The sequence below is a fragment of the Allobosea sp. 05T438 genome (assembly GCF_056396025.1).
Window position 1 is genome coordinate 40,562 of record NZ_JBFTKQ010000020.1, and the last position, 18,252, is coordinate 58,813.

The following is an 18,252-nucleotide window of genomic DNA, read 5'->3' on the forward strand; positions in this document are numbered from 1 at the left end:
TCAACCTCTCACGCTTGGACCAGATGTGCGGCGCCCTCGCCACGCCAGTGGCCGGCCCCGGTAACGATCGCTTCCTTCGCCTGCCCGGCTGACAGGGCGATTGCCGCCAACGCCACCGAGACGGGGAAAGCGGCCTCGACACCATGGCCGACGAGATCGCCGACGGCGATGCGCCTGGCGGAGGGGGCAGTCGTCTGCAACGCAGCCGCCTCCTCGGCGGTGATGCCGGCGCAGCCGGTCGCGGCGGAGATGGCGAGGTTGTCAGGGCCGATCGAGCCGAAGGCACCCACGAGCTTCGTCAAGGCGGCCTCGACGGTGCCCGGCGCGCGGCGGCTGCGGGCGGCGCCGGTATGGCTGAGCCGCGCATGGACCTTGGCACCCCGCGCGGCGGCGCGCTCGGCCGATTCCAGCACGAGGAAGGCGCCGGCGCTTCCGGTGATCAGGCCCGGCGCCTCCTCGCGCTCGAACACGGGCGCAAAGCTGTCGCGGCGCAGATAGCCACCGAGTTCGAAGAGCAGCAGCATGTCGCGGCGCTCGGCATTGTAGGCGCCGCCGACGAGCATCAGGTCGGACTGGCCGGAAGCGATGCGGGCGTGCGCCGTGCGGATCGCGTCGACGCCGGCCTGTTCCTCGCCCATGAAAGTGCGCGACGGACCGGTGATGCCATGGACGATGGCGATGTTGCCGGCGAGCAGGTTGGAGAGCTGGGCCAGGAAGAGCGTGGGTCTCAGATCGCTCATCAGGTGCTCGTTGAGATAAGCGCCCGGCTGGTTCGCGCCGCGCAAACCGCTCAGGATGGCGGCGTCGACCGCGTGGTCGCGCTCGCCGCCGCCGGCCGCGACGATGACCTGCAGGGCGCTCTTGGCCTCGGCATCCTCTTTCAACCCTGCGGAATCGAGGGCGAGCCCGGCGGTATAGACGCCGAGGCGCTGCCAGGGCTCCATCTGGCGCTGGTCGGATTTCTTCGGGATTTGCCGATCCAGCTCCAGCGCCATCAGCGGGTGGACCGGATAGGGCTTGAAGGTCTCGGTGTCGACGACCGGCGGCCCGCCGGCGGCGAGCGCTGCGGCGTGGGTATCGATGCCTTCGCCGAGGCTGGAGGCGATGCCGATGCCGGTGATGACCACATCGCGCTTGGCAGTGGCGTTGGTCATGGCGCGGGCTCCGGCGTCAGGCCGATGGCTTCGATGCGGCTCTGCATCAGCGCGCGCATGTCGGCAGGGAAAGGCATCAGGCGGAAGCGGAGTTCGGCATCGCAGATCGGCTTGCCGCCGCTGGTCAGCTTCGCCTTGGTTGCCGCATAGCCCGAGCCCTCGATGACGAGCTCGGCGCTGGCTTCCAGCTCGGTGTTCGGCTCGACGAAGGTGCGGAAGCGCGCCTTGTCGACCGTCATGAGGAAGGGCATCTGGCTGAGGCCGTTGAGGCCGAGCAGCAGGTAGCCCGAGGCCTGCGCCATGGTCTCGGTCAGCAGGACGCCGGGCACCAGCGGGTGGCCCGGAAAGTGGCCCTCGAAGACCGGGCTTTCCGCGGGGACGGTAGAGCGCGTGACGATGCGCTTCTGCGACGGATCGAAGGTCACGACCCGGTCGATCATGTCGAAATATTCGAGGCGCATGCGATCCTTGGTCTGCTGGGCGCCAGAACGGCGCGAGGCCGCGGCACGGATCAGCTGATCCGCGCGACGGCCCCTATGCTCTATCGGGAGCGACGCTTCGGCTCAAGCCCGGCAAGCCTGCAGGCTTCGACCGAGGCTTTCACGCTTCCGTCGTCACGCCTTCTTGGCGGCGACGAGGTCGTCGATGCGCTTGCAGAGGTTCTCGAGCACGAAATACTGCTCGGCCGGGGCCTTGCCCTCGTTGACTTCCTGCGTCCACTGCTCGAGCGGCAGCTTGATGCCGAACGCCTTGTCGATCGCGAAGGCGATGTCGAGGAAGGCGAGGGAATCGATGCCGAGGTCGTCGATCGCGTGGCTCTGCGGTGTGATCTTCTCGCGCGGAATATCGCAGGTTTCGGAAATAATGCCGGCGACCGTCTCGAACGTGGCGGACATGCTGCGGGTGCTCCCGTCTGTTGTCGGTGATGGCGGACGACATCCGAGCGCCGGATTGTCGCCTGCGCTTGCCCCTAGTCGCCACCGAGGATGACTGAAACGCCCCCTTACACTGCGGCGGGCGCGAGGACAACCGGGGCAGGTCCTCAAAGCATCATGGCCGGCTTGCGCCGGCCATGACACGTTTTGGTGCTGGTATCCGGCTCAGGCGGCGAGGCCGCGCAGGACGTAGTGCAGGATGCCCGCGTTCTTGAAGTAGTCGATCTCGTCCAGCGTATCGATGCGGCAGAGGATCGGAACCTTCTTCACCGAGCCGTCGGCATAGGTGATCTCGGCTTCCATCATCTGGCGCGGCTTGACGTTGGCCAGGCCCTTGATGCTGACGAGCTCGTCGCCCTTGAGGTCCAGCGAGGCCCAGCTGGTGCCCTCCGCCAGGGTGAAGGGCACAACGCCCATGCCGACCAGGTTCGAGCGGTGGATGCGCTCGAAGCTCTGGGCGATCACCGCCTTGACGCCGAGCAGGTTCGTGCCCTTCGCCGCCCAGTCGCGCGAGGAGCCGTTGCCGTATTCGACGCCGGCGAAGATGACGAGCGGGACGTTCTCCTGCTTGTACTTCATTGCCGCGTCGTAGATCGGCAGCTCTTCCTTCGACGGGTAGTGGATGGTGTAGCCGCCCTCGCGGCCGTTCGGGCCGAGCATGTGGTTGCGGATGCGGATGTTGGCGAAGGTGCCCCGCATCATCACCTCATGGTTGCCGCGGCGCGTGCCGTACTGGTTGAAGTCGGCGACCGCGACGCCATGCTCGGTCAGATACGCGCCCGCCGGCGAGGCGGCCTTGATCGAACCGGCCGGGGAGATGTGGTCGGTGGTGATCTTGTCGCCGAAGAGGCCGAGGACGCGGGCACCCTTGATGTCGGTGATCGCATCCGGCTTCTGGTGCATGCCCTGGAAATAGGGCGGGTTCTGCACATAGGTCGAATCATCGTCCCAGGCATAGGTCTCGCTCTGCGGCGCATCGACTGCCTGCCAATGCGCGTCGCCCTTGAAGACGTCGGCGTATTTGGCCTCGAAGATGGCGCGCGTGACGTTCTGCTGGATGAAGCTCTGGATCTCCTTGTTGGAGGGCCAGATGTCCTTGAGATAGACGTCCTTGCCGTCAGAGCCCGTGCCGAGCGGCTGCGTGGTCAGGTCCATCTGGACCGAGCCGGCGAGCGCATAGGCGACGACCAGCGGCGGCGAGGCGAGGTAGTTCGCCTGCACGTCCGGCGAGACGCGGCCTTCGAAGTTGCGGTTGCCGGAGATGACGGCGCCCGCGATCAGGCCCTTCTCGTTGATCGTCTTCGAGATCGGCGCCGGCAGCGGGCCGGAATTGCCGATGCAGGTGGTGCAGCCGAAGCCGACCAGGTTGAAGCCGAGCTTGTCGAGATCGGTCTGCAGGCCGGACTTCGCCAGATATTCCGCGACGACCTGCGAACCGGGCGCCAGCGAGGTCTTCACCCAGGGCTTGACCTTGAGTCCCTTGGCGACGGCGTTGCGGGCAAGCAGGCCAGCCGCCATCAGCACCGACGGGTTCGAGGTGTTGGTGCAGGAGGTGATGGCGGCGATGACGACGTCGCCATGACCGAGGTCGAAGTCCTCGCCTTCGACCTGAACGCGGCGCGAAAGCTCGGCGCCCTTCTTGTAGTCGGTCTCCATCGCGGCGGCGAAGCCGGCCTTGACACCGGAGAGATCGACGCGGCCTTCAGGGCGCTTCGGGCCGGCCATCGAGGGCTGGACCGTCGAGAGATCGAGCGCGAGCGTGTCGGTGAAGACCGGATCGGCCGTCTCGGGGGTGGCGAAGAGGCCCTGAGCCTTGCTGTAGGCCTCGACCAGCGCGATGCGGTCCGCCTTGCGGCCGGTTGTGGTGAGATAGTCCAGCGTCTCGGTGTCGACCGGGAAGAAGCCGCAGGTCGCGCCGTATTCCGGGCCCATGTTGGCAATGGTCGCGCGATCGGCCAGCGTCAGGTTGTAGAGGCCGGGGCCGAAGAACTCGACGAACTTGCCGACCACGCCCTTCTTGCGCAGCATCTGGGTGACGGTGAGCACGAGGTCGGTGGCGGTGATGCCCTCCTTGAGCGAGCCGGTCAGCTTGAAGCCGATCACCTCCGGCAGCAGCATCGACTGCGGCTGGCCGAGCATGGCGGCCTCGGCCTCGATGCCACCGACGCCCCAGCCGAGAACGGCGAGGCCGTTGACCATGGTGGTGTGCGAGTCGGTGCCGACGACGGTGTCGGGATAGGCGACCTCGACCTCGGCGCCATCGATCGTCTCGTTGCGGGTCCAGACGGTCTGGGCGAGGTATTCGAGATTGACCTGGTGGCAGATGCCGGTGCCGGGCGGGACGACGCGGAAATTGTCGAAGGCGCCCTGGCCCCATTTGAGGAACTTGTAGCGCTCGGCATTGCGCTCGTATTCGAGCTCGACGTTCTGGGCGAGAGCCTTGGGCGTGCCGAACTCGTCGACGATGACCGAGTGGTCGATGACGAGATCAACGGGCACGAGCGGATTGATCTTCTGGGCGTCGCCGCCGAGCGCCTTGACGCCGTCGCGCATCGCGGCGAGGTCGACCACGGCCGGGACGCCGGTGAAGTCCTGCATCAGCACGCGGGCCGGGCGGAAGCCGATTTCCTTGCCGGCTGTGCCCTTGTCGTCGAGCCAGCCGACGAAATTCTCGATGTCCGCCTTGGTGACGGAGCGGCCGTCCTCGAAGCGCAGCAGGTTCTCGAGCAGCACCTTCATCGAGAAGGGCAGCCTCGAGATGCCGGGCAGGCCGTTCTTCTCGGCATCGGGGAGGGAATAATAGGTGTAGGTCTTGCCGCCGGCGGTCAGCGTCTTGCGGGCTTTGAAGGAGTCGAGCGAGGCCATTCGGGCTTGATCCTGATCAAGGGGTTGCGGTCGCGACCGGCACGCCCTTGCGGACGGCGCCGTTCGAAGGCCTAATGCGCATGACGCGCGCGCCGCCTCGGGAGTGCCCGAGCCCCGCGCCGGATCGGCGTGCGGCGTAGCCGCGGGTTCTATAGAGCAATTCCAAGAAGCGCGCTAGATAAACGAGATGTGGTCGAACCTATCGGCGGCAGCGCTGCCTTGACGCAAGCTCCATTCCCGCCGTCGCGCCTTTTCGCCGAGAATCTCGCCTGCCGCCGCGGTGGCCGGTTGATCTTCGAAGGGCTGAGCTTCGACCTCGGGTCCGGCGAGGCGATCGCTCTGACCGGCCGCAACGGCGCCGGCAAGTCGAGCCTCATCGCCATGCTGTGCGGGCGGCTGCAGCCGGATGGCGGCCTGATCCGGCTGGAGGGTGGCGAGGAGGAGGCGCATCTTGCCGAGGTTTCGCATCTCGTCGGCCATCGCGACGGGCTGAAGACGGCGCTGACGGCGCGGGAAAATCTCATCTTTGCGCAGTCCGTCCTCGGCGACGCGGCGCTCACACCGGAAGGGGCGCTGGCCGTGGTCGGGCTTGCCCATGCAGCGGAACTGCCGGTCGGCTATCTCTCGGCCGGGCAGAGGCGGCGGGTGGCGCTGGCGCGCCTTCTGGTTTCGCGCCGTCCTTACTGGCTGCTCGACGAGCCGATGTCGGCCCTCGATACCGCCTCCCAGGCCATGCTCGCCGGCCTGATGCGTGATCACCTGATGGCCGGCGGCGCGATCCTCGCCGCGACGCATGGCCCTCTCGGCCTCGACGGGGCACGCGAACTCAGGATCGGGCCGTGAATCACTTGTCTTCGGATCGCCCGCAAAGCCCAGAGGAGTGCTCGAAGAGTGCGCCTCCGGGGATACTTCGGATGTCCGCGGAGCCTCCTGGAACCTCCTTCGAGACGCCATTCCTGCCGGAATGGCTCCTCGGGATGAGGGCTGAGGAAGGCGCGCGGAGAGAGTTGGTCCCATGAGCCGGGCTTTCATCGCGATCCTGAAGCGCGATCTCGCGCTGGCATCACGCGCCGGTGGCGGCGGAGAACTGGCGCTTGTCTTCTTCCTGACGCTCGTCGTGCTCGTGCCGTTCGCGCTCGGGCCCGATCTCAACCTGCTCTCGCGAATCGGTCCCGCGATCCTCTGGCTCGGTGCGCTGCTCTCGGTGCTGATCGGGCTCGACCGGTTGTTCCAGAGCGACGAGGAGGACGGCTCTCTCGACCTGATCCGGGCATCGAGCTTGCCGCTGGAGCTCGCGGTGCTGGCCAAGGGGCTGGCGCATTGGCTGACGACGGGACTGCCGCTCGCACTGGTCTCGCCACTGCTCGGGCTGCTCGTCGCGCTGCCGGGTGAGGGCGTACTGCCGCTGGTCGCGACGCTGCTGGTCGGCACGCCGGCGCTGAGCTTCATCGGGGCGGGCGGGGCGGCTCTGGCGGCGAGCCTCAGGCGCGGCGGGCTGATCGTGCCGGTGCTGGTCGCGCCGCTGACGGTGCCGGTGCTGATCTTCGGGGTTTCGGCCGCCAATGCGGCGCTGGGCGGTACGGTGCCGTTCCTGACACCCTTCCTGATCCTGTGCGCGATCTCGCTCGCGGCGGTCGTCGTGGGGACGGTGGCTGCGGCCGCGGCCCTGCGTCAGGCCGACTGAACGCCGCCTTTGGCTCCCCCGAGCTCGACCGCGCAACCGCATTGGGCGGCGAGGCGTGCGACCGTGGCGACGATGGCGTCGAGATCGACCTCGCCGGAATCATGCCGGCCGCGGATCTCTTCGGCAGTGGCGTAGAGATCGATGACGAGGGACTGGCTGGCTTTCGAGCGGATCGTCTGCTCGACTTCGCGCTGGACCTCGTCGGATAGCTGAAGCCGCATCTTCATCCCCCGCATCCAGACGGGCAGGCTAAAGGAACGATCTGGGGCTTGCAAGAAGAGCGGGCAAAAACTGCAACTGCTTCAATGTGATAACGATTAGCCGGCATCCGTTCGCAGGTGCCGATCAAGGCGCAGACCCGCGAGCGATTGGAATTGCGCCGGTCCGACAACGGCTTGGATCGCCTGGCGCCACCGCGCATACGCGCAGGTTCGTGATGTCGCAGCCGGGCTGGGCGCATTGCTTGGAACCGGTCGAGATTGCTAAAGCATGCCGCCATGGCACCTGCGCCCGAGATGATACCGCCAGAACGATGGCCAGCCTGATCGAACTCGCCAATCCCACGCGCTTCATGCGTCTCTCGGCTGCGCTGCTGCCCTGGCTCGCGGCCGCCGCAGCGTTGCTCATCGTCGCCGGGCTCTATCTCGCCTGGTTCGCTCCGGCGGACTACCAGCAGGGTGAGACGATCCGGATCATGTTCATCCATGTCCCGGCAGCCTGGCTCGCCATGATGTTCTACTCGATGATGGCGCTCTCGGCGCTTGGCACGCTGGTCTGGCGCCATCCGCTCGCCGATGTCGCGCAGAAGGCTGCGGCACCGGTCGGGGCCTGCTTCGCGCTGGTCTGCCTGATCACCGGCGCGCTCTGGGGCAAGCCGATGTGGGGCACCTACTGGGTCTGGGATGCGCGGCTGACCTCGGTGCTGGTGCTGCTGCTGATCTATCTCGGCATCATCGCGCTCTGGCGCGTGCTGGACGAGCCGTCGCGGGCGGCGCGCGCCGTGGCGATCCTGACGCTGGTGGGCTTCGTCAACGTGCCGATCATCAAGTTCTCGGTCGATTGGTGGAACACGCTGCACCAGCCGGCTTCGGTGCTTCGCATGGGCGGGCCGACGATCCATTCCTCCATGCTCTGGCCGCTGCTGATCCTCGCCGTTGGCTTCACGCTCTTCGCCCTGTCGCTGCACATGCTGGCGATGCGGGCGGAGATCATGCGCCGGCGGGTGCGGACGCTGACGATCCTCGAAGCCGAGCGGCTCGACCGGCTCGCGGCACAGGGATTGCCGGCATGAGCGCGCTCATCGAAGGCATCGGGCCGCATGCCGGCTTCATCATCGCCTCCTACGGGGCGGCCGCGCTCATCCTGATTGGGCTGACGCTGGCGATCCTGCGCGATCACCGCGCCCAGAAGCTGGCGCTCGACGCGCTGGAGCGCCGCGGCGCCGGCCGCCGCTCTGGCCGGGAGACGTCATGAGCCAGACCGAAACTGCGCCGCGGCGGCGCTCGCCGCTGCTTTTCCTGGTGCCGCTGATGATCTTCGGCGCGCTTGCCATCGTCTTCGGCATCGGGCTGTTCTCTGGCGACAAAAGCACGGTGCCGTCCGCGCTGATCGGCCGGGCCGCGCCCGCGATCACGCTCGCGCCGCTGGAAGGGTTGCAGCGCGATGGCCAGCCCGTGCCGGCCTTCGGCAATGCCGATCTCGGTAGGGGACGGGCGACGCTGGTCAATGTCTGGGCGAGCTGGTGCGCGCCCTGCCGGGTCGAGCATCCCGTGCTGATGGGCCTCGCGGAAACCGACGCGGTGAAGCAGGGCAAGGTCGCGCTGGTCGGGATGAACTACAAGGACGAGCCTGAGAATGCCCGCCGGTTCCTCGGCGCGCTCGGCAATCCGTTCTCCGCCGTGGGTGTCGATCGCGCCGGCCGGTCGGCGATCGAGTGGGGCGTCTACGGCGTGCCCGAGACCTTCGTCATCGGGCCGGACGGCCGCATTGTCGAGAAACATGTCGGCCCGCTCGACCAGCAGGCTGCAGCCAAGCTCCTGCAGCAGGCGCTGAAGGCGCGGTGACCAGCGCGTCATGCTCGGGCCTGAACCGAGCATCTCCTGCCGAAAAGGGCGTTCTGTCCTGAAAGGGATTCTCGGGTCTGCGCTACGCTTTGCCCGAGAATGACGCGCTTCAGGCCGCGCGCTTTGCCGCGACGAGGCTTTCGAACAGGCCGCGTCCATCGGTGCCGCCGACCAGCGAATCAATCAGATTTTCCGGGTGCGGCATCAGGCCGAGCACGTTGAAGCCCGGCGAATAGATGCCGGCGATGTTGTTGAGCGAGCCGTTGGGGTTCGTTTCCGGCGTGACGTTGCCCTGTGCATCCGCATAGCGGAAGGCGACGAGGCCTTCGCCTTCGAGGCGGGCCAGCGTCTGCGCGTCGGTGATGTAGTTGCCCTCGCCATGGGCGACGCAGACGTCGATCGTCTGACCCGGGGCATAGGCGCGGGTATAGGGCGTGTCGTTGCGCTCGACCTTGAGGTGCTGGCGCTTGCACACGAACTTCAGATTGGCGTTGCGCACGAGGATGCCGGGCAGTAGCCCCGCTTCGCAGGCAATCTGGAAACCGTTGCAGATKCCGAGCACATAGCCGCCGCGGGCGGCATGCGCCCTCGTCGCGTCCATGATGTGGGCGCGGCCGGCGATGGCGCCGGTGCGCAGATAGTCGCCATAGGAAAAGCCGCCCGGCAGCACGACGAGGTCGACGCCCTTCGGCAGCTCGGTATCGGCATGCCAGACATGGGTGACTTCGGCGCCGGCCTGGTTCAGCGCCTTGGCGACGTCGCCGTCACGATTGGAGCCCGGAAAGGTGATGACGGCGGCCTTCATGGTTCAGGCTCCGATCTCGACGCGGTAGTTCTCGATCACCGTATTGGCGAGCAGCTTCTCGCAGGCTGCCTTCAGCGACGCCTCGGCCGCGGCCTTGTCCGAGCCCGAGAACTCGATGTCGAAGACCTTGCCCTGGCGCACGGAGTCGACACCGTCGATGCCGAGCGACTTCAGGGCACCTTCGATCGCCTTGCCCTGCGGATCGAGCACGCCGTTCTTCAGGGTGACGGTGACGCGGGCTTTCATGGGGTTCTCCGGACGAACGCTGTTGGGGCGTGCCTTAACGATGAATCGGGGCGGGCTCAACCATTTCCCGCCGTTTCACGTGAATCAGCGGCTGCGCCAGGCGGCCTCGGCGTCCCGGCGCGCGGCCTCGGCCGTATCGCTCACGCCGAGCGCGACCACAAGCCGGTTGGCCTCGCGGCCATAGAGAATGGCGGTCACGGCCTGACGCCCGGGCGTGTCGAGGGAACGGATCGTAACGAGGATGCCGCGTCCTTCCGCCGAATCGAACTTGGCGACATCGGTCGCGCTGCGGGCTGCTTTCGGCTCGGTTTTCTTTTTCTGGCTTCGCAGTGCCTTGCGGCGCTCGGCTGCTTTCGCGGCTGCCAGCCGGGCGAAAGCCTGTCCGAGCGAGGCCGGGCTTTCCGACAGAGCCCGTTCCATGTCCCTGGCCTGATCTCCTTCGAGGGCGATCACCGCGGCAAAACCCTGCTGGACGCAGGTCTCGTGCGGGCAGAAGACCATCGCGCGGGCTTCGAGGCCGTCGTTCAACACCCAGGAGCCGATCGGCAGCCGGTGCCAGCCTTCGGATGCGGGCAGCTCGGCGATCCCGGCGCCGAACTGGTTCGCGCAGCCGGCGAGCAGGAAAACGCCGGCGGCAAAAAAGGCCGTGACATGAAAACGGGAGCGCATGCGCTCCCGTTTCAGTGGCGATAATGGCCGGGCGATGGCGCTCACTGCACGAGGCGAGGGCCGGTCGGGCCGGGGTTCTCGTTCTCGCCGAGAATGCCGAGGCGGCGGGCGACTTCCGAATAGGCCTCGATCAGGCCGCCCATGTCGCGGCGGAAGCGATCCTTGTCCATCTTGTCCTTCGACTTGATGTCCCAGAGCCGGCAGGAATCCGGGCTGATCTCGTCGGCGACGACGATGCGCATCATCTCGCCTTCCCAGAGCCGGCCCGTCTCCATCTTGAAGTCGACGAGGCGGATGCCGGCGCCGAGGAAGAGACCGGAGAGGAAGTCGTTGACACGGATGGCGAGCGCCATGATGTCGTCGATCTCCTGCGGCGTCGCCCAGCCGAAGGCGGTGATGTGCTCTTCCGAGACCATCGGGTCGCCGAGCGCGTCGTTCTTGTAATAGAACTCGATGATCGAGCGCGGCAGCTGCGTGCCTTCCTCGAGACCGAGGCGGGTGGCGAGCGAGCCGGCGGCGACGTTGCGCACGACGACTTCGAGCGGGATGATCTCGACCTCGCGGATCAACTGCTCGCGCATGTTCAGCCGGCGGATGAAATGCGTGGGCACGCCGATGTCGTTCAAGTTCGAGAAGATGTGCTCGGAGATGCGGTTGTTGAGCACGCCCTTGCCGTCGATCACTTCATGCTTCTTGGCATTGAAGGCGGTGGCGTCGTCCTTGAAATGCTGGATGAGCGTACCGGGCTCGGGTCCCTCATAGAGGACCTTCGCCTTGCCTTCGTAGATGCGACGGCGGCGATTCATTGGGATGTACCGTGGCTTGAGGAAATCCAAAGGTCGGCCCTTCTCTGGACGCGATATGGTCGCGGCGGGATCTTGGCCCCTGGTCATGTCGGTCCTGCCGCACGGCCCGGCGATCCGGTCCGGATCGATCTTCGGGCCGGCGCAGACGCCGGTCGTGCACGGGGTGCCCGAGGACAACCACGCGCCTGCTATATGGAGCCTCTCGGCCGTAAACGCAACAAAACGCCTTTCGGCAGCGCGGGCAGGCTTAAGCGGGGCTGAATCGGAGCGATCAGGCTGGTTATCGGCGCCCCGGCATCCTATATGTTCAGGCAGTGCTAATTCCCGCCCGTGAGAGGACATGGACGCCGCATGACGACCTTCGATCAGCGCAAGGACGCCTTCGAAAACAAGTTCGCCCATGACGAGGAACTGCGCTTCAAGGCTACCGCCCGGCGCAACAAGCTGCTCGGGTTCTGGGCGGCCGAGAAACTCGGCAAGAGCGGCGCCGATGCCGAGGCCTATGCCAAGTCGGTCGTGGTCGCCGATTTCCAGGAAGCCGGCGACGAGGATGTGGTGCGCAAGGTCAAGAACGATTTCGCGCTGGCCAATATCAACACGTCCGACACCGAGATCCGCACCGTGATGACCGAACTGTTCATCAAGGCGGCCGAGGATATCCAGGCCGGGCGCTGACGTATCCCGGCAGACGCAGGACGTCTCTGAAACGGGCGCATGGGCGCCCGTTTGCATTTCCGGGCCGGCCCGGTCCAACGTGCGCAAGCCGCCGCTCCGACTGAAGGGCGGAGTTTCAAACGGATGAACGCACCATGGCCAAGCCCACCGTCCTCTCCTCCCTCGCCGATCGTTTCGCCAAGGGGGACAGCATCGTCTCGGCCTGGTGCGGACTGCCCGATCCCTCCATCTCGGCGATCCTGGCGCAGGAGGATTTCGATGCGATCACGCTCGACATGCAGCATGGGCCGATCACGCTGGGCGAGGTCATCCGCGCGATCCCGCTGATCAATGCCGCCGGCAAGCCGGCGATCGCGCGCATTCCGGTCGGCGAATTCCAGAATGTCTCGAAGCTGTTCGATGCCGGCGTCTCCGGCGTCATCGCGCCGATGATCAACACCATGGAGGATGCCCGGCGCTTTGCGGCCTACGCCAAATATCCGCCGATGGGCGAGCGCAGCTGGGGCAGCTATGGCGGCCTCGGGGCTTCCGGACTCGACCAGAACAGCTATCTCAAGGCCGCCAACGGCTTCTCGCTCACCTTCGCGATGATCGAGACGCGCGAAGCGATGGCGATCGTCGACGACATCCTGGCGCTGGACGGGATCGACGCCCTGTTCGTGGGGCCGTCCGACCTGTCGATCGCCTTGTCCGGCGGTGCACGAGTCGATGCGACCGCGCCTGAGGTCGACGAGGCGCTCAAGCATGTCGTCGCCCGGGCGTCCGCCGTCAACAAGCCGGTTGCGCTCTATGCGGCGACGGCCGAGCGCGCCAAGCAAGGCCTCGCCATGGGCGCGCGCATGGTCACGGTGATGAGCGATTCGGCTTTGCTGCGCGCGGGCACGCAGACGGCGCTCAAGATCGTGCGCAGCTAAAGCATAGGACCGAAAAGTGGACTCCACTTTTCGGGTGAAGCCGATGCCCGAACACGGAGGCAGATCGCACTTCGCGTCCGAATGGACGCGCGGCGGTCTGCCCGGTCAGGCGTTGATGCCCTCGCGGCGCTTCAGGATGGCGTAGTAGGCCCAGAGCAGCCGCGCGGCGACGCCGCGCCATGGCCGCCAAGCCTCGGCCATGGCCTGCAGCTCTGCCGCCTTCGGCCGCTCGCTGAGGCCGAAAGCGTGCCGGGCCGCTTCCTGGATCGCGAGATCGCCGGCGGCGAAGCCGTCACGGTGGCCAAGGCAGAACAGCAGATAGACATCGGCCGTCCAGGGGCCGATTCCGGAGATTGCCGTCATCTGCACATGAACGTCCTCGGGCGTCGCCTGTTCGAGGGCCTCGAAAACCAGGCGCTCCTCAACGAGTGCGGCTGAGAGCGCCAGCAAGGTGCGCTGCTTCGGGCGCGACAGGCCGGAAAGGCGCATGTCGTCATCCGTGGCGGCGAGCACGCGCTCCGGCGTCAGCGGGACAAAGACGCTCTCGAAGCGATTCCAGACCGCGCGAGCGCTGGCGACCGACAATTGCTGCGAGACGATGATCGAGGCGAGGCCAACGAAACCGCCCTCGCGCAACCTGAGCGGCGGCAGCCCGGTGCGCTCGACGATGGCTTGCCAGTGCGGATGCAGGGCAGCCAGCGCAGCCATGCCTTCTTCGAGATCGCTGTTGCAGGTGATTCGTTCGGTCATCGCATGAGCATTGATGAAGCAGGAGTTTGCTTGCGTCAGGAGCTGCGCGCGCTTGGCTGGTAGCAGCGAGCCTCCTAGACAGGAGCGATGGCATTCATACCACCCGATTCCGGCAAACCGGTCTTCCGCTTTGCGCCAAGTCCGAACGGGCGGCTGCATCTCGGCCATGCGCTGTCGGCGTTGGCCAACGAGGCATTGGCCGAAGGGATGGGCGGGCGTCTTCTGCTGCGGATCGAGGATATCGACCTCATCCGTTCGCGACAGGAGTTCGTCGCGGGGATTGTCGAGGATCTCGGCTGGCTCGGGATCGCATTCGAACCGGATATCCGCAGGCAGTCCGAGCATTTCGACGACTATGCCGTGGCTCTCCGTACCTTGCAGGAACGAGGGCTGGTCTATCCCTGCTTCTGTTCGCGGCAGGAGATTCGCGCCGAGGTGGCGGCGTATGAGGCTCGCTCGGGGCGTCCCTGGCCGCTCGATCCTGACGGGGCTCCGCTCTATCCCGGCCGCTGCAGGGCGCTCGAGCCGGCGGAGGCAATGCGGCGCATCGCTGCCGGCGAGCCACATGTCCTGCGTCTCGACATGGCCAGGGCGCTGATCGCTTCGGGAACGGCGCTGAGCTACGCCGTTTTCGATGCAGACGGTGCGACCCGGACCGTGGTGGCCAGGCCTGAGCGCTGGGGCGACGTCGTGCTGGCCCGAAAGGACGTGCCGACGAGCTATCATCTTGCCGTTGTCGTCGACGATGCCTTGCAGGGCGTGACGCATATCGTCCGCGGCCGCGACCTCGAAGCTGCCACAGACATCCATGTCGTGCTCCAGCGCCTGCTCGGGTTGCCGACGCCGCTCTATCACTTCCATCGCCTGCTGCTCGGCGAGGACGGGCGGAAGCTCGCCAAGAGCCGGCAATCGGAAAGCCTGTCGGAGCTAAGGGCAAATGGCGCCCGACCGGCCGATATCCGCCGGAAGTTGGGCTTCGCCTGAGGCCCTTGAGACGGATTCTCTAGCCGACGCCGAGGAAGGTCAGCCAGGCGGCGGTCGTGAACAGCGACAGCAGCGTCGATAGCGTAATCGCGCTCGAGGCGTCGGCCACGCCCTGCCGGTAGCGTTCGGCGAAGAGATAGGCGTTGATCCCGCAGGGGCAGGCCGCAAACAGCACGGCAACGCCGGACCAATGGGGCGGCATGTCGAAGACCTTGGTCGCGAGCCCGTAGACCAGGAGCGGGTGCAGCCCGAGCTTCAAGCCGCTCAGCACGGCCGGCAGGGCAAGCCCGGACTCCAGACCGTAGCGGCGCATGGCGATGCCGAGGCTGATGAGCGCGCAGGGAACGGCGGCTCCCGCCAGCAGATCGACCAGCGTCCAGGCCGGCTCCGGAATCTGGCCGACGAAGGGGCGCACGGCCGAGCCGAGCAGGATGCCGACAATGATCGGATGGGTGAAGAGCCGCTTGATCAGCTGTGGGATCGAGGCGGACCGGCCTTCGGCCAGGAGTGTCGCCACGGTCATCGTCACAGGCAGATGAATGGCGAGCAGCAGGCCGAGCGGGACGGCGCCGGCATCTCCATAGGCCTTCAGGATCATCGGCACCCCGACGAAGACCGTGTTCGACTGCGCGGCGGAGAAACCCGACACCACCAGCTCCGGCCCCTTCCGCGCGAAGAACTTGCTGGCGATCAGCATGGCCAAGGCCCAGACCACGGCGAGCCCGGCGAAATAGGCGATCCAGTAGCCCCAAGGCTGGGTCAAGGGGATGTCGGCCTTGGCGAGCGTGCGGAACAGGAGGCAGGGAACGGCCAGCACGAAGACGAAATCGGACAGGCCTTCGCCGGTCGTCTCACGCAGCAGCTTCGACCAGCGCGCGAAATAGCCGAGGCCGATCAGCCCGAAGACGGGCAGGACGACGAGAAGAGAGGCGAGCATCGGCCGGTGACATCACGAGAGAAAGCGCCTGTTCAGGCGGTGTCGTCTGAAGGCGGCGCTGTCAAGCGGCAGATGCCTAGCAGCGGCCCGATCGCCGAGCTGCCATGCGCTCAGCGCAATTGAGCGACCGTCCCACCGGCCTTCTCGATGAGGCCCCGGACTTCGTCGCGCTGACGTTTGAATTCGGCGAGCATCGGCCCCTGCAGCTCGCGCCCGCGCGGCACGCGAATCTTCATCGGATTGACGAAGTTGCCATTGACCAGCACCTCGTAGTGCAGATGCGGGCCGGTGGAGAGACCGGTCGAGCCGAGATAGCCGATGACCTGGCCCTGGCGGACCTTGGCGCCTGGCACGATGCCGGAAGCGAAGTTCGACTGGTGCGAATAGGTGGTGACGTAGCCGTTCGCGTGCTGGATCTCGGTGTGCTTGCCGTAGCCGGAGGACCAGCCTGCCTTGGTGACGACGCCGTTGCCGGCGGCGAGGATCGGCGTGCCGATCCGGTTGGCCCAGTCGATGCCGGTATGCATCTTCGAATAGCGCATGATCGGGTGGTAGCGCATGCCGAAGCCCGAGCGCAGCTCGCCATCGGCGATCGGCTTGCGCAGCAGGAACTTCTTCAGCGACTTCCCTTCCTCGTCAAAATACTCGATCAGCCCGTCGTCCGGGGACTGGTAGCGGAAGACCCGGCGGCTTTCGCCGTTCACGGTCAGGGTCGCGGAGAGGATCTCGCCGCGCTCACCCTCGTCGTCCTCGGTGAAGATCACCTCCAGATTGTCGCCGCCATGGACGCGCTGCTGGAAGTCGAGATCGTAGGAGAATATCCGCACGAGCTCGTCGATCAGCGGGCGCGGCAGATCATGGCGCGCGCCGGTCTCGTAGAGGCTCTCATAGAGGCGGGCGCCGCCGGTGCCCTCATCGTCGTCGTCCTCCTCCGTCTCCTGGCGCTGGGGCCGCTGGGGAGCAAGATTTTGACGCGGCAGATCGACGGTGACGAAGGCGCCCTTGTCGTTCATCGCGATCGTACCGTCTGGCTGGCCGTTGCTCAGCAGGGAGACACGCATGATCTGGCGCGCATCGCCGGGGCGCGGCCCGGGCGCGTAAAGCACCTGCAACACCTGGCCGTCGGGGAGGGCCGTGGTCCGAACCTTGCCGCCAAAGGCCGCCATCATCGCTCGGATCTGCTCGGGCGTGGCGCCGGCACCGCGCATGGCCTGCTCGAAATTCTCGCCGCGCTTGGCCATCACCAGCTTGTCCTCGACGAGCGGCTCGCGGGAGGCCGGGATCGGCGTCTTCGGCGCGTTGGTGACGTTTTCCGGGACGACGCGGACCTCGATGCCGGAGAAGCGCGTATCCGTCGCCGGCGCATAGGCCAGGATGTCGCCGCTGCCGGCGGCCGTGCCGGTCAGGGTGCGGCTGAGCATCAGCTGCGGCGGGATCGGCAGGGCGCGCTGGCGGCCGGAGTTGGCCAGATTGGCGCGCTCCTCTTCGACCTGGGAGGTGATGTCGTTGTCGCTCAGCTGCGGCTTGCCGGCGGGAATGACGATGTCGCCGAGGTCGCGCTTGACGATGGTGACGTCGGCATCGGGCATGTCCTGGGCCGGCTCGGCATAGCGCTCTTCGGGCTGTCCGCCTTCGGCGAAAAGCCGCAGCGGATTGAAGGGCGGGATATTGCTCGCATAGACGCCGGTGGTGAGCGAGAGGTCGGATGCGAGCCGGACGAAGGGACGGACGCGGATGACTTCGCGGTTCCCGACCTTCTGCGACATCGGCGCACGCAGCGTATGGCGCGCCGACATGATCGGCTGGTCGGCGACGAGCTTGTCGGCCTTCCGGGCCCCGCCGCCTTCACCGGCTGCCGACGAGCTGCGCACCGCGACGGTTTCGGGCTGCTCCGGGTAGCTTGTGTCGCCACGCATCGCGACGAGGATCGCCGCACCGAGCAGCGCGGCGCCGCAGGAGCCGACGAGCGCGCAGGCGAAGAGCCAGCGCAGCGACACGCCGCGCCGGTCGAGCGGCTGCTGGCGGGAATCGGCGGGCTGGATCGGTGGCTCGATCCCGAGATCGACCAGCAGAGCCGCAGCCTCGGGGGCGAGCGGTTCGACTGGCTGAGCGAACTCGGGATGGGCGTTCATATCGCGGGGGCTACTTCTTGCGGGCTGTTCTGCGTGCGGGGTGCTGGATACCTCGATGGCGAACTCCGCCGCAGCGAAGATGCCTGGAGCGCATTCTGACGAAAGCGCACCAAGACCATGCCCGTGCCGGAAGCGGGAATCAATCCGTTCAGCAGTGGACGATCTCCTGTGCGGAGAGATTGCGGCTGTTTTGGGAAGCGCAGCGCTCGCGCGCGAGCGCACCCCAGCGCTGCTATGGAGGCGCTGTTATGGATAGGCGGCCTCCGGGAATGCGGGCCGGTTGCGGCGCCGTGGGCCGATCCGGCATTCAGCTGCAGACAGGTGGGGCTGTCGCTGTCGATCCAGACCAAGAATGAGCCGGGCGCTTGGCGCAACGAAACGGGGATGGTGCCGCACTCTGCGAGGTGTCCAAAAACCCGCGAGAACGCCCCGTTTTGCGGGTTTCGGAAAAAAGAGAAGCGCTCCGTCAAAAAAGCTTCATGAGCGTGTTGACACGGGTTCTTTTGGTGTCCTATAAGCCACCCATCGAGACGGCGCCGCCGCTGAGCGGCGCCTCTTCTGCGCTTCCTGATGAGGCTGGGGCTGACGTCCGGGACACCGGGCGAGTTCCTGTCGGAATTTGTAGAGCGCACG

General features: G+C 66.6%; 20 protein-coding genes. 8 read left to right on the plus strand and 12 right to left on the minus strand.

Annotated elements, in window-relative coordinates; all coding sequences use genetic code 11:
* Nucleotides 1-8: 8 nt before the first annotated feature.
* The 4 genes from AC1DIN_RS25605 to acnA form a co-directional block, all read right to left on the minus strand.
* On the minus strand, nt 9-1,154 hold the full coding sequence (locus tag AC1DIN_RS25605; RefSeq protein ID WP_476811778.1) for a beta-ketoacyl-ACP synthase: 1,146 nt from the start codon (nt 1,152-1,154) through the stop codon (nt 9-11).
* Nucleotides 1,151-1,615 carry a 3-hydroxyacyl-ACP dehydratase FabZ family protein gene (locus tag AC1DIN_RS25610; RefSeq protein ID WP_441473489.1) on the minus strand — a complete coding sequence of 155 codons (465 nt, stop codon included), beginning with the start codon at nt 1,613-1,615 and terminating at the stop codon, nt 1,151-1,153. Before AC1DIN_RS25610 ends, AC1DIN_RS25605 begins: the two co-directional genes overlap by 4 nt.
* A 153-nt stretch (nt 1,616-1,768) precedes the next feature.
* On the minus strand, nt 1,769-2,050 hold the full coding sequence (locus AC1DIN_RS25615) for an acyl carrier protein (protein ID WP_038358122.1): 282 nt from the start codon (nt 2,048-2,050) through the stop codon (nt 1,769-1,771).
* Nucleotides 2,051-2,254: 204 nt separating this feature from the next.
* Nucleotides 2,255-4,954 (minus strand): aconitate hydratase AcnA, encoded by a 2,700-nt coding sequence (acnA, locus tag AC1DIN_RS25620; RefSeq protein ID WP_476811779.1) that lies wholly within the window; start codon nt 4,952-4,954, stop codon nt 2,255-2,257.
* Nucleotides 4,955-5,173: 219 nt separating this feature from the next.
* On the opposite strand from acnA, the gene ccmA reads away from it, so the two are divergent.
* Both ccmA and ccmB read left to right on the plus strand, forming a co-directional pair.
* Complete coding sequence (ccmA, locus tag AC1DIN_RS25625; RefSeq protein WP_476811780.1) at nt 5,174-5,797, plus strand: heme ABC exporter ATP-binding protein CcmA; 624 nt, start codon at nt 5,174-5,176, stop codon at nt 5,795-5,797.
* 172 nt (nt 5,798-5,969) lie between these two features.
* Nucleotides 5,970-6,638, plus strand: a complete 669-nt coding sequence (gene ccmB, locus AC1DIN_RS25630) for a heme exporter protein CcmB (protein WP_441473492.1) — start codon at nt 5,970-5,972, stop codon at nt 6,636-6,638.
* Here ccmB and AC1DIN_RS25635 read toward each other — a convergent pair.
* The gene (locus tag AC1DIN_RS25635) at nt 6,626-6,865 is read right to left on the minus strand and encodes a hypothetical protein (protein ID WP_476811781.1); all 240 of its coding nucleotides are present in this window, start codon (nt 6,863-6,865) and stop codon (nt 6,626-6,628) included. The two genes, ccmB and AC1DIN_RS25635, sit on opposite strands and share 13 nt — an antisense overlap.
* A 305-nt stretch (nt 6,866-7,170) precedes the next feature.
* Between AC1DIN_RS25635 and AC1DIN_RS25640 the strand changes: the two genes are divergently transcribed.
* The 3 genes from AC1DIN_RS25640 to AC1DIN_RS25650 are packed head-to-tail and all read left to right on the plus strand — an operon-like array spanning nt 7,171 to nt 8,701.
* The gene (locus AC1DIN_RS25640) at nt 7,171-7,929 is read left to right on the plus strand and encodes a heme ABC transporter permease (RefSeq protein ID WP_476811782.1); all 759 of its coding nucleotides are present in this window, start codon (nt 7,171-7,173) and stop codon (nt 7,927-7,929) included.
* Nucleotides 7,926-8,111 carry a heme exporter protein CcmD gene (gene ccmD, locus AC1DIN_RS25645; RefSeq protein ID WP_441473495.1) on the plus strand — a complete coding sequence of 62 codons (186 nt, stop codon included), beginning with the start codon at nt 7,926-7,928 and terminating at the stop codon, nt 8,109-8,111. Before AC1DIN_RS25640 ends, ccmD begins: the two co-directional genes overlap by 4 nt.
* Nucleotides 8,108-8,701: a DsbE family thiol:disulfide interchange protein gene (locus AC1DIN_RS25650; RefSeq protein ID WP_476811783.1), complete on the plus strand. Its 594-nt coding sequence runs from the start codon at nt 8,108-8,110 to the stop codon at nt 8,699-8,701. Before ccmD ends, AC1DIN_RS25650 begins: the two co-directional genes overlap by 4 nt.
* Before the next feature lie 109 nt (nt 8,702-8,810).
* Here AC1DIN_RS25650 and purQ read toward each other — a convergent pair whose 3' ends face one another.
* From purQ to purC, 4 genes are all read right to left on the minus strand, one after another.
* Complete coding sequence (gene purQ / locus AC1DIN_RS25655; protein WP_476811784.1) at nt 8,811-9,506, minus strand: phosphoribosylformylglycinamidine synthase subunit PurQ; 696 nt, start codon at nt 9,504-9,506, stop codon at nt 8,811-8,813.
* A 3-nt stretch (nt 9,507-9,509) separates the two neighbouring features.
* Nucleotides 9,510-9,752 carry a phosphoribosylformylglycinamidine synthase subunit PurS gene (gene purS, locus AC1DIN_RS25660; RefSeq protein WP_149131903.1) on the minus strand — a complete coding sequence of 81 codons (243 nt, stop codon included), beginning with the start codon at nt 9,750-9,752 and terminating at the stop codon, nt 9,510-9,512.
* An 84-nt stretch (nt 9,753-9,836) separates the two neighbouring features.
* On the minus strand, nt 9,837-10,421 hold the full coding sequence (locus tag AC1DIN_RS25665) for a hypothetical protein (protein WP_476811785.1): 585 nt from the start codon (nt 10,419-10,421) through the stop codon (nt 9,837-9,839).
* 41 nt (nt 10,422-10,462) lie between these two features.
* Nucleotides 10,463-11,257, minus strand: coding sequence for a phosphoribosylaminoimidazolesuccinocarboxamide synthase (gene purC / locus AC1DIN_RS25670; RefSeq protein WP_441473499.1), 795 nt, complete (start codon nt 11,255-11,257; stop codon nt 10,463-10,465).
* A gap of 321 nt (nt 11,258-11,578) precedes the next feature.
* Between purC and AC1DIN_RS25675 the strand changes: the two genes are divergently transcribed.
* Together AC1DIN_RS25675 and AC1DIN_RS25680 are read left to right on the plus strand one after the other, a co-directional pair.
* A complete protein-coding gene (locus AC1DIN_RS25675; RefSeq protein ID WP_441473500.1) occupies nt 11,579-11,902 on the plus strand; it encodes a DUF1476 domain-containing protein in 324 nt (107 codons plus the stop codon).
* Nucleotides 11,903-12,036: 134 nt separating this feature from the next.
* Nucleotides 12,037-12,816 carry an HpcH/HpaI aldolase family protein gene (locus tag AC1DIN_RS25680; RefSeq protein ID WP_441473501.1) on the plus strand — a complete coding sequence of 260 codons (780 nt, stop codon included), beginning with the start codon at nt 12,037-12,039 and terminating at the stop codon, nt 12,814-12,816.
* A gap of 105 nt (nt 12,817-12,921) precedes the next feature.
* Here the strand turns inward: AC1DIN_RS25680 and AC1DIN_RS25685 are convergent, their stop codons facing one another.
* Nucleotides 12,922-13,566 carry a DNA-3-methyladenine glycosylase family protein gene (locus tag AC1DIN_RS25685; RefSeq protein WP_476811786.1) on the minus strand — a complete coding sequence of 215 codons (645 nt, stop codon included), beginning with the start codon at nt 13,564-13,566 and terminating at the stop codon, nt 12,922-12,924.
* An 87-nt stretch (nt 13,567-13,653) separates the two neighbouring features.
* Here AC1DIN_RS25685 and gluQRS point away from each other — a divergent pair, with 87 nt between their 5' ends.
* Nucleotides 13,654-14,550 (plus strand): tRNA glutamyl-Q(34) synthetase GluQRS, encoded by an 897-nt coding sequence (gene gluQRS / locus AC1DIN_RS25690; protein WP_476811787.1) that lies wholly within the window; start codon nt 13,654-13,656, stop codon nt 14,548-14,550.
* 19 nt (nt 14,551-14,569) lie between these two features.
* Here the strand turns inward: gluQRS and AC1DIN_RS25695 are convergent, their stop codons facing one another.
* Nucleotides 14,570-15,487, minus strand: coding sequence for an AEC family transporter (locus tag AC1DIN_RS25695; RefSeq protein WP_476811788.1), 918 nt, complete (start codon nt 15,485-15,487; stop codon nt 14,570-14,572).
* A gap of 110 nt (nt 15,488-15,597) precedes the next feature.
* Nucleotides 15,598-17,619: a peptidoglycan DD-metalloendopeptidase family protein gene (locus tag AC1DIN_RS25700; protein WP_476811789.1), complete on the minus strand. Its 2,022-nt coding sequence runs from the start codon at nt 17,617-17,619 to the stop codon at nt 15,598-15,600.
* Nucleotides 17,620-18,252: the final 633 nt, after the last annotated feature.

Bases quoted from the DNA above. Each gene is read 5' to 3' on its own strand.
- AC1DIN_RS25605 (WP_476811778.1), bottom strand. From the start codon at position 1,154: ATGACCAACGCCACTGCCAAGCGCGATGTGGTCATCACCGGCATCGGC.
- AC1DIN_RS25610 (WP_441473489.1), bottom strand. From the start codon at position 1,615: ATGCGCCTCGAATATTTCGACATGATCGACCGGGTCGTGACCTTCGAT.
- AC1DIN_RS25615 (WP_038358122.1), bottom strand. From the start codon at position 2,050: ATGTCCGCCACGTTCGAGACGGTCGCCGGCATTATTTCCGAAACCTGC.
- acnA (WP_476811779.1), bottom strand. From the start codon at position 4,954: ATGGCCTCGCTCGACTCCTTCAAAGCCCGCAAGACGCTGACCGCCGGC.
- ccmB (WP_441473492.1), top strand. From the start codon at position 5,970: ATGAGCCGGGCTTTCATCGCGATCCTGAAGCGCGATCTCGCGCTGGCA.
- AC1DIN_RS25635 (WP_476811781.1), bottom strand. From the start codon at position 6,865: ATGAAGATGCGGCTTCAGCTATCCGACGAGGTCCAGCGCGAAGTCGAG.
- AC1DIN_RS25640 (WP_476811782.1), top strand. From the start codon at position 7,171: ATGGCCAGCCTGATCGAACTCGCCAATCCCACGCGCTTCATGCGTCTC.
- ccmD (WP_441473495.1), top strand. From the start codon at position 7,926: ATGAGCGCGCTCATCGAAGGCATCGGGCCGCATGCCGGCTTCATCATC.
- AC1DIN_RS25650 (WP_476811783.1), top strand. From the start codon at position 8,108: ATGAGCCAGACCGAAACTGCGCCGCGGCGGCGCTCGCCGCTGCTTTTC.
- purS (WP_149131903.1), bottom strand. From the start codon at position 9,752: ATGAAAGCCCGCGTCACCGTCACCCTGAAGAACGGCGTGCTCGATCCG.
- AC1DIN_RS25665 (WP_476811785.1), bottom strand. From the start codon at position 10,421: ATGCGCTCCCGTTTTCATGTCACGGCCTTTTTTGCCGCCGGCGTTTTC.
- AC1DIN_RS25675 (WP_441473500.1), top strand. From the start codon at position 11,579: ATGACGACCTTCGATCAGCGCAAGGACGCCTTCGAAAACAAGTTCGCC.
- AC1DIN_RS25680 (WP_441473501.1), top strand. From the start codon at position 12,037: ATGGCCAAGCCCACCGTCCTCTCCTCCCTCGCCGATCGTTTCGCCAAG.
- AC1DIN_RS25685 (WP_476811786.1), bottom strand. From the start codon at position 13,566: ATGACCGAACGAATCACCTGCAACAGCGATCTCGAAGAAGGCATGGCT.
- gluQRS (WP_476811787.1), top strand. From the start codon at position 13,654: ATGGCATTCATACCACCCGATTCCGGCAAACCGGTCTTCCGCTTTGCG.
- AC1DIN_RS25695 (WP_476811788.1), bottom strand. From the start codon at position 15,487: ATGCTCGCCTCTCTTCTCGTCGTCCTGCCCGTCTTCGGGCTGATCGGC.
- AC1DIN_RS25700 (WP_476811789.1), bottom strand. From the start codon at position 17,619: ATGAACGCCCATCCCGAGTTCGCTCAGCCAGTCGAACCGCTCGCCCCC.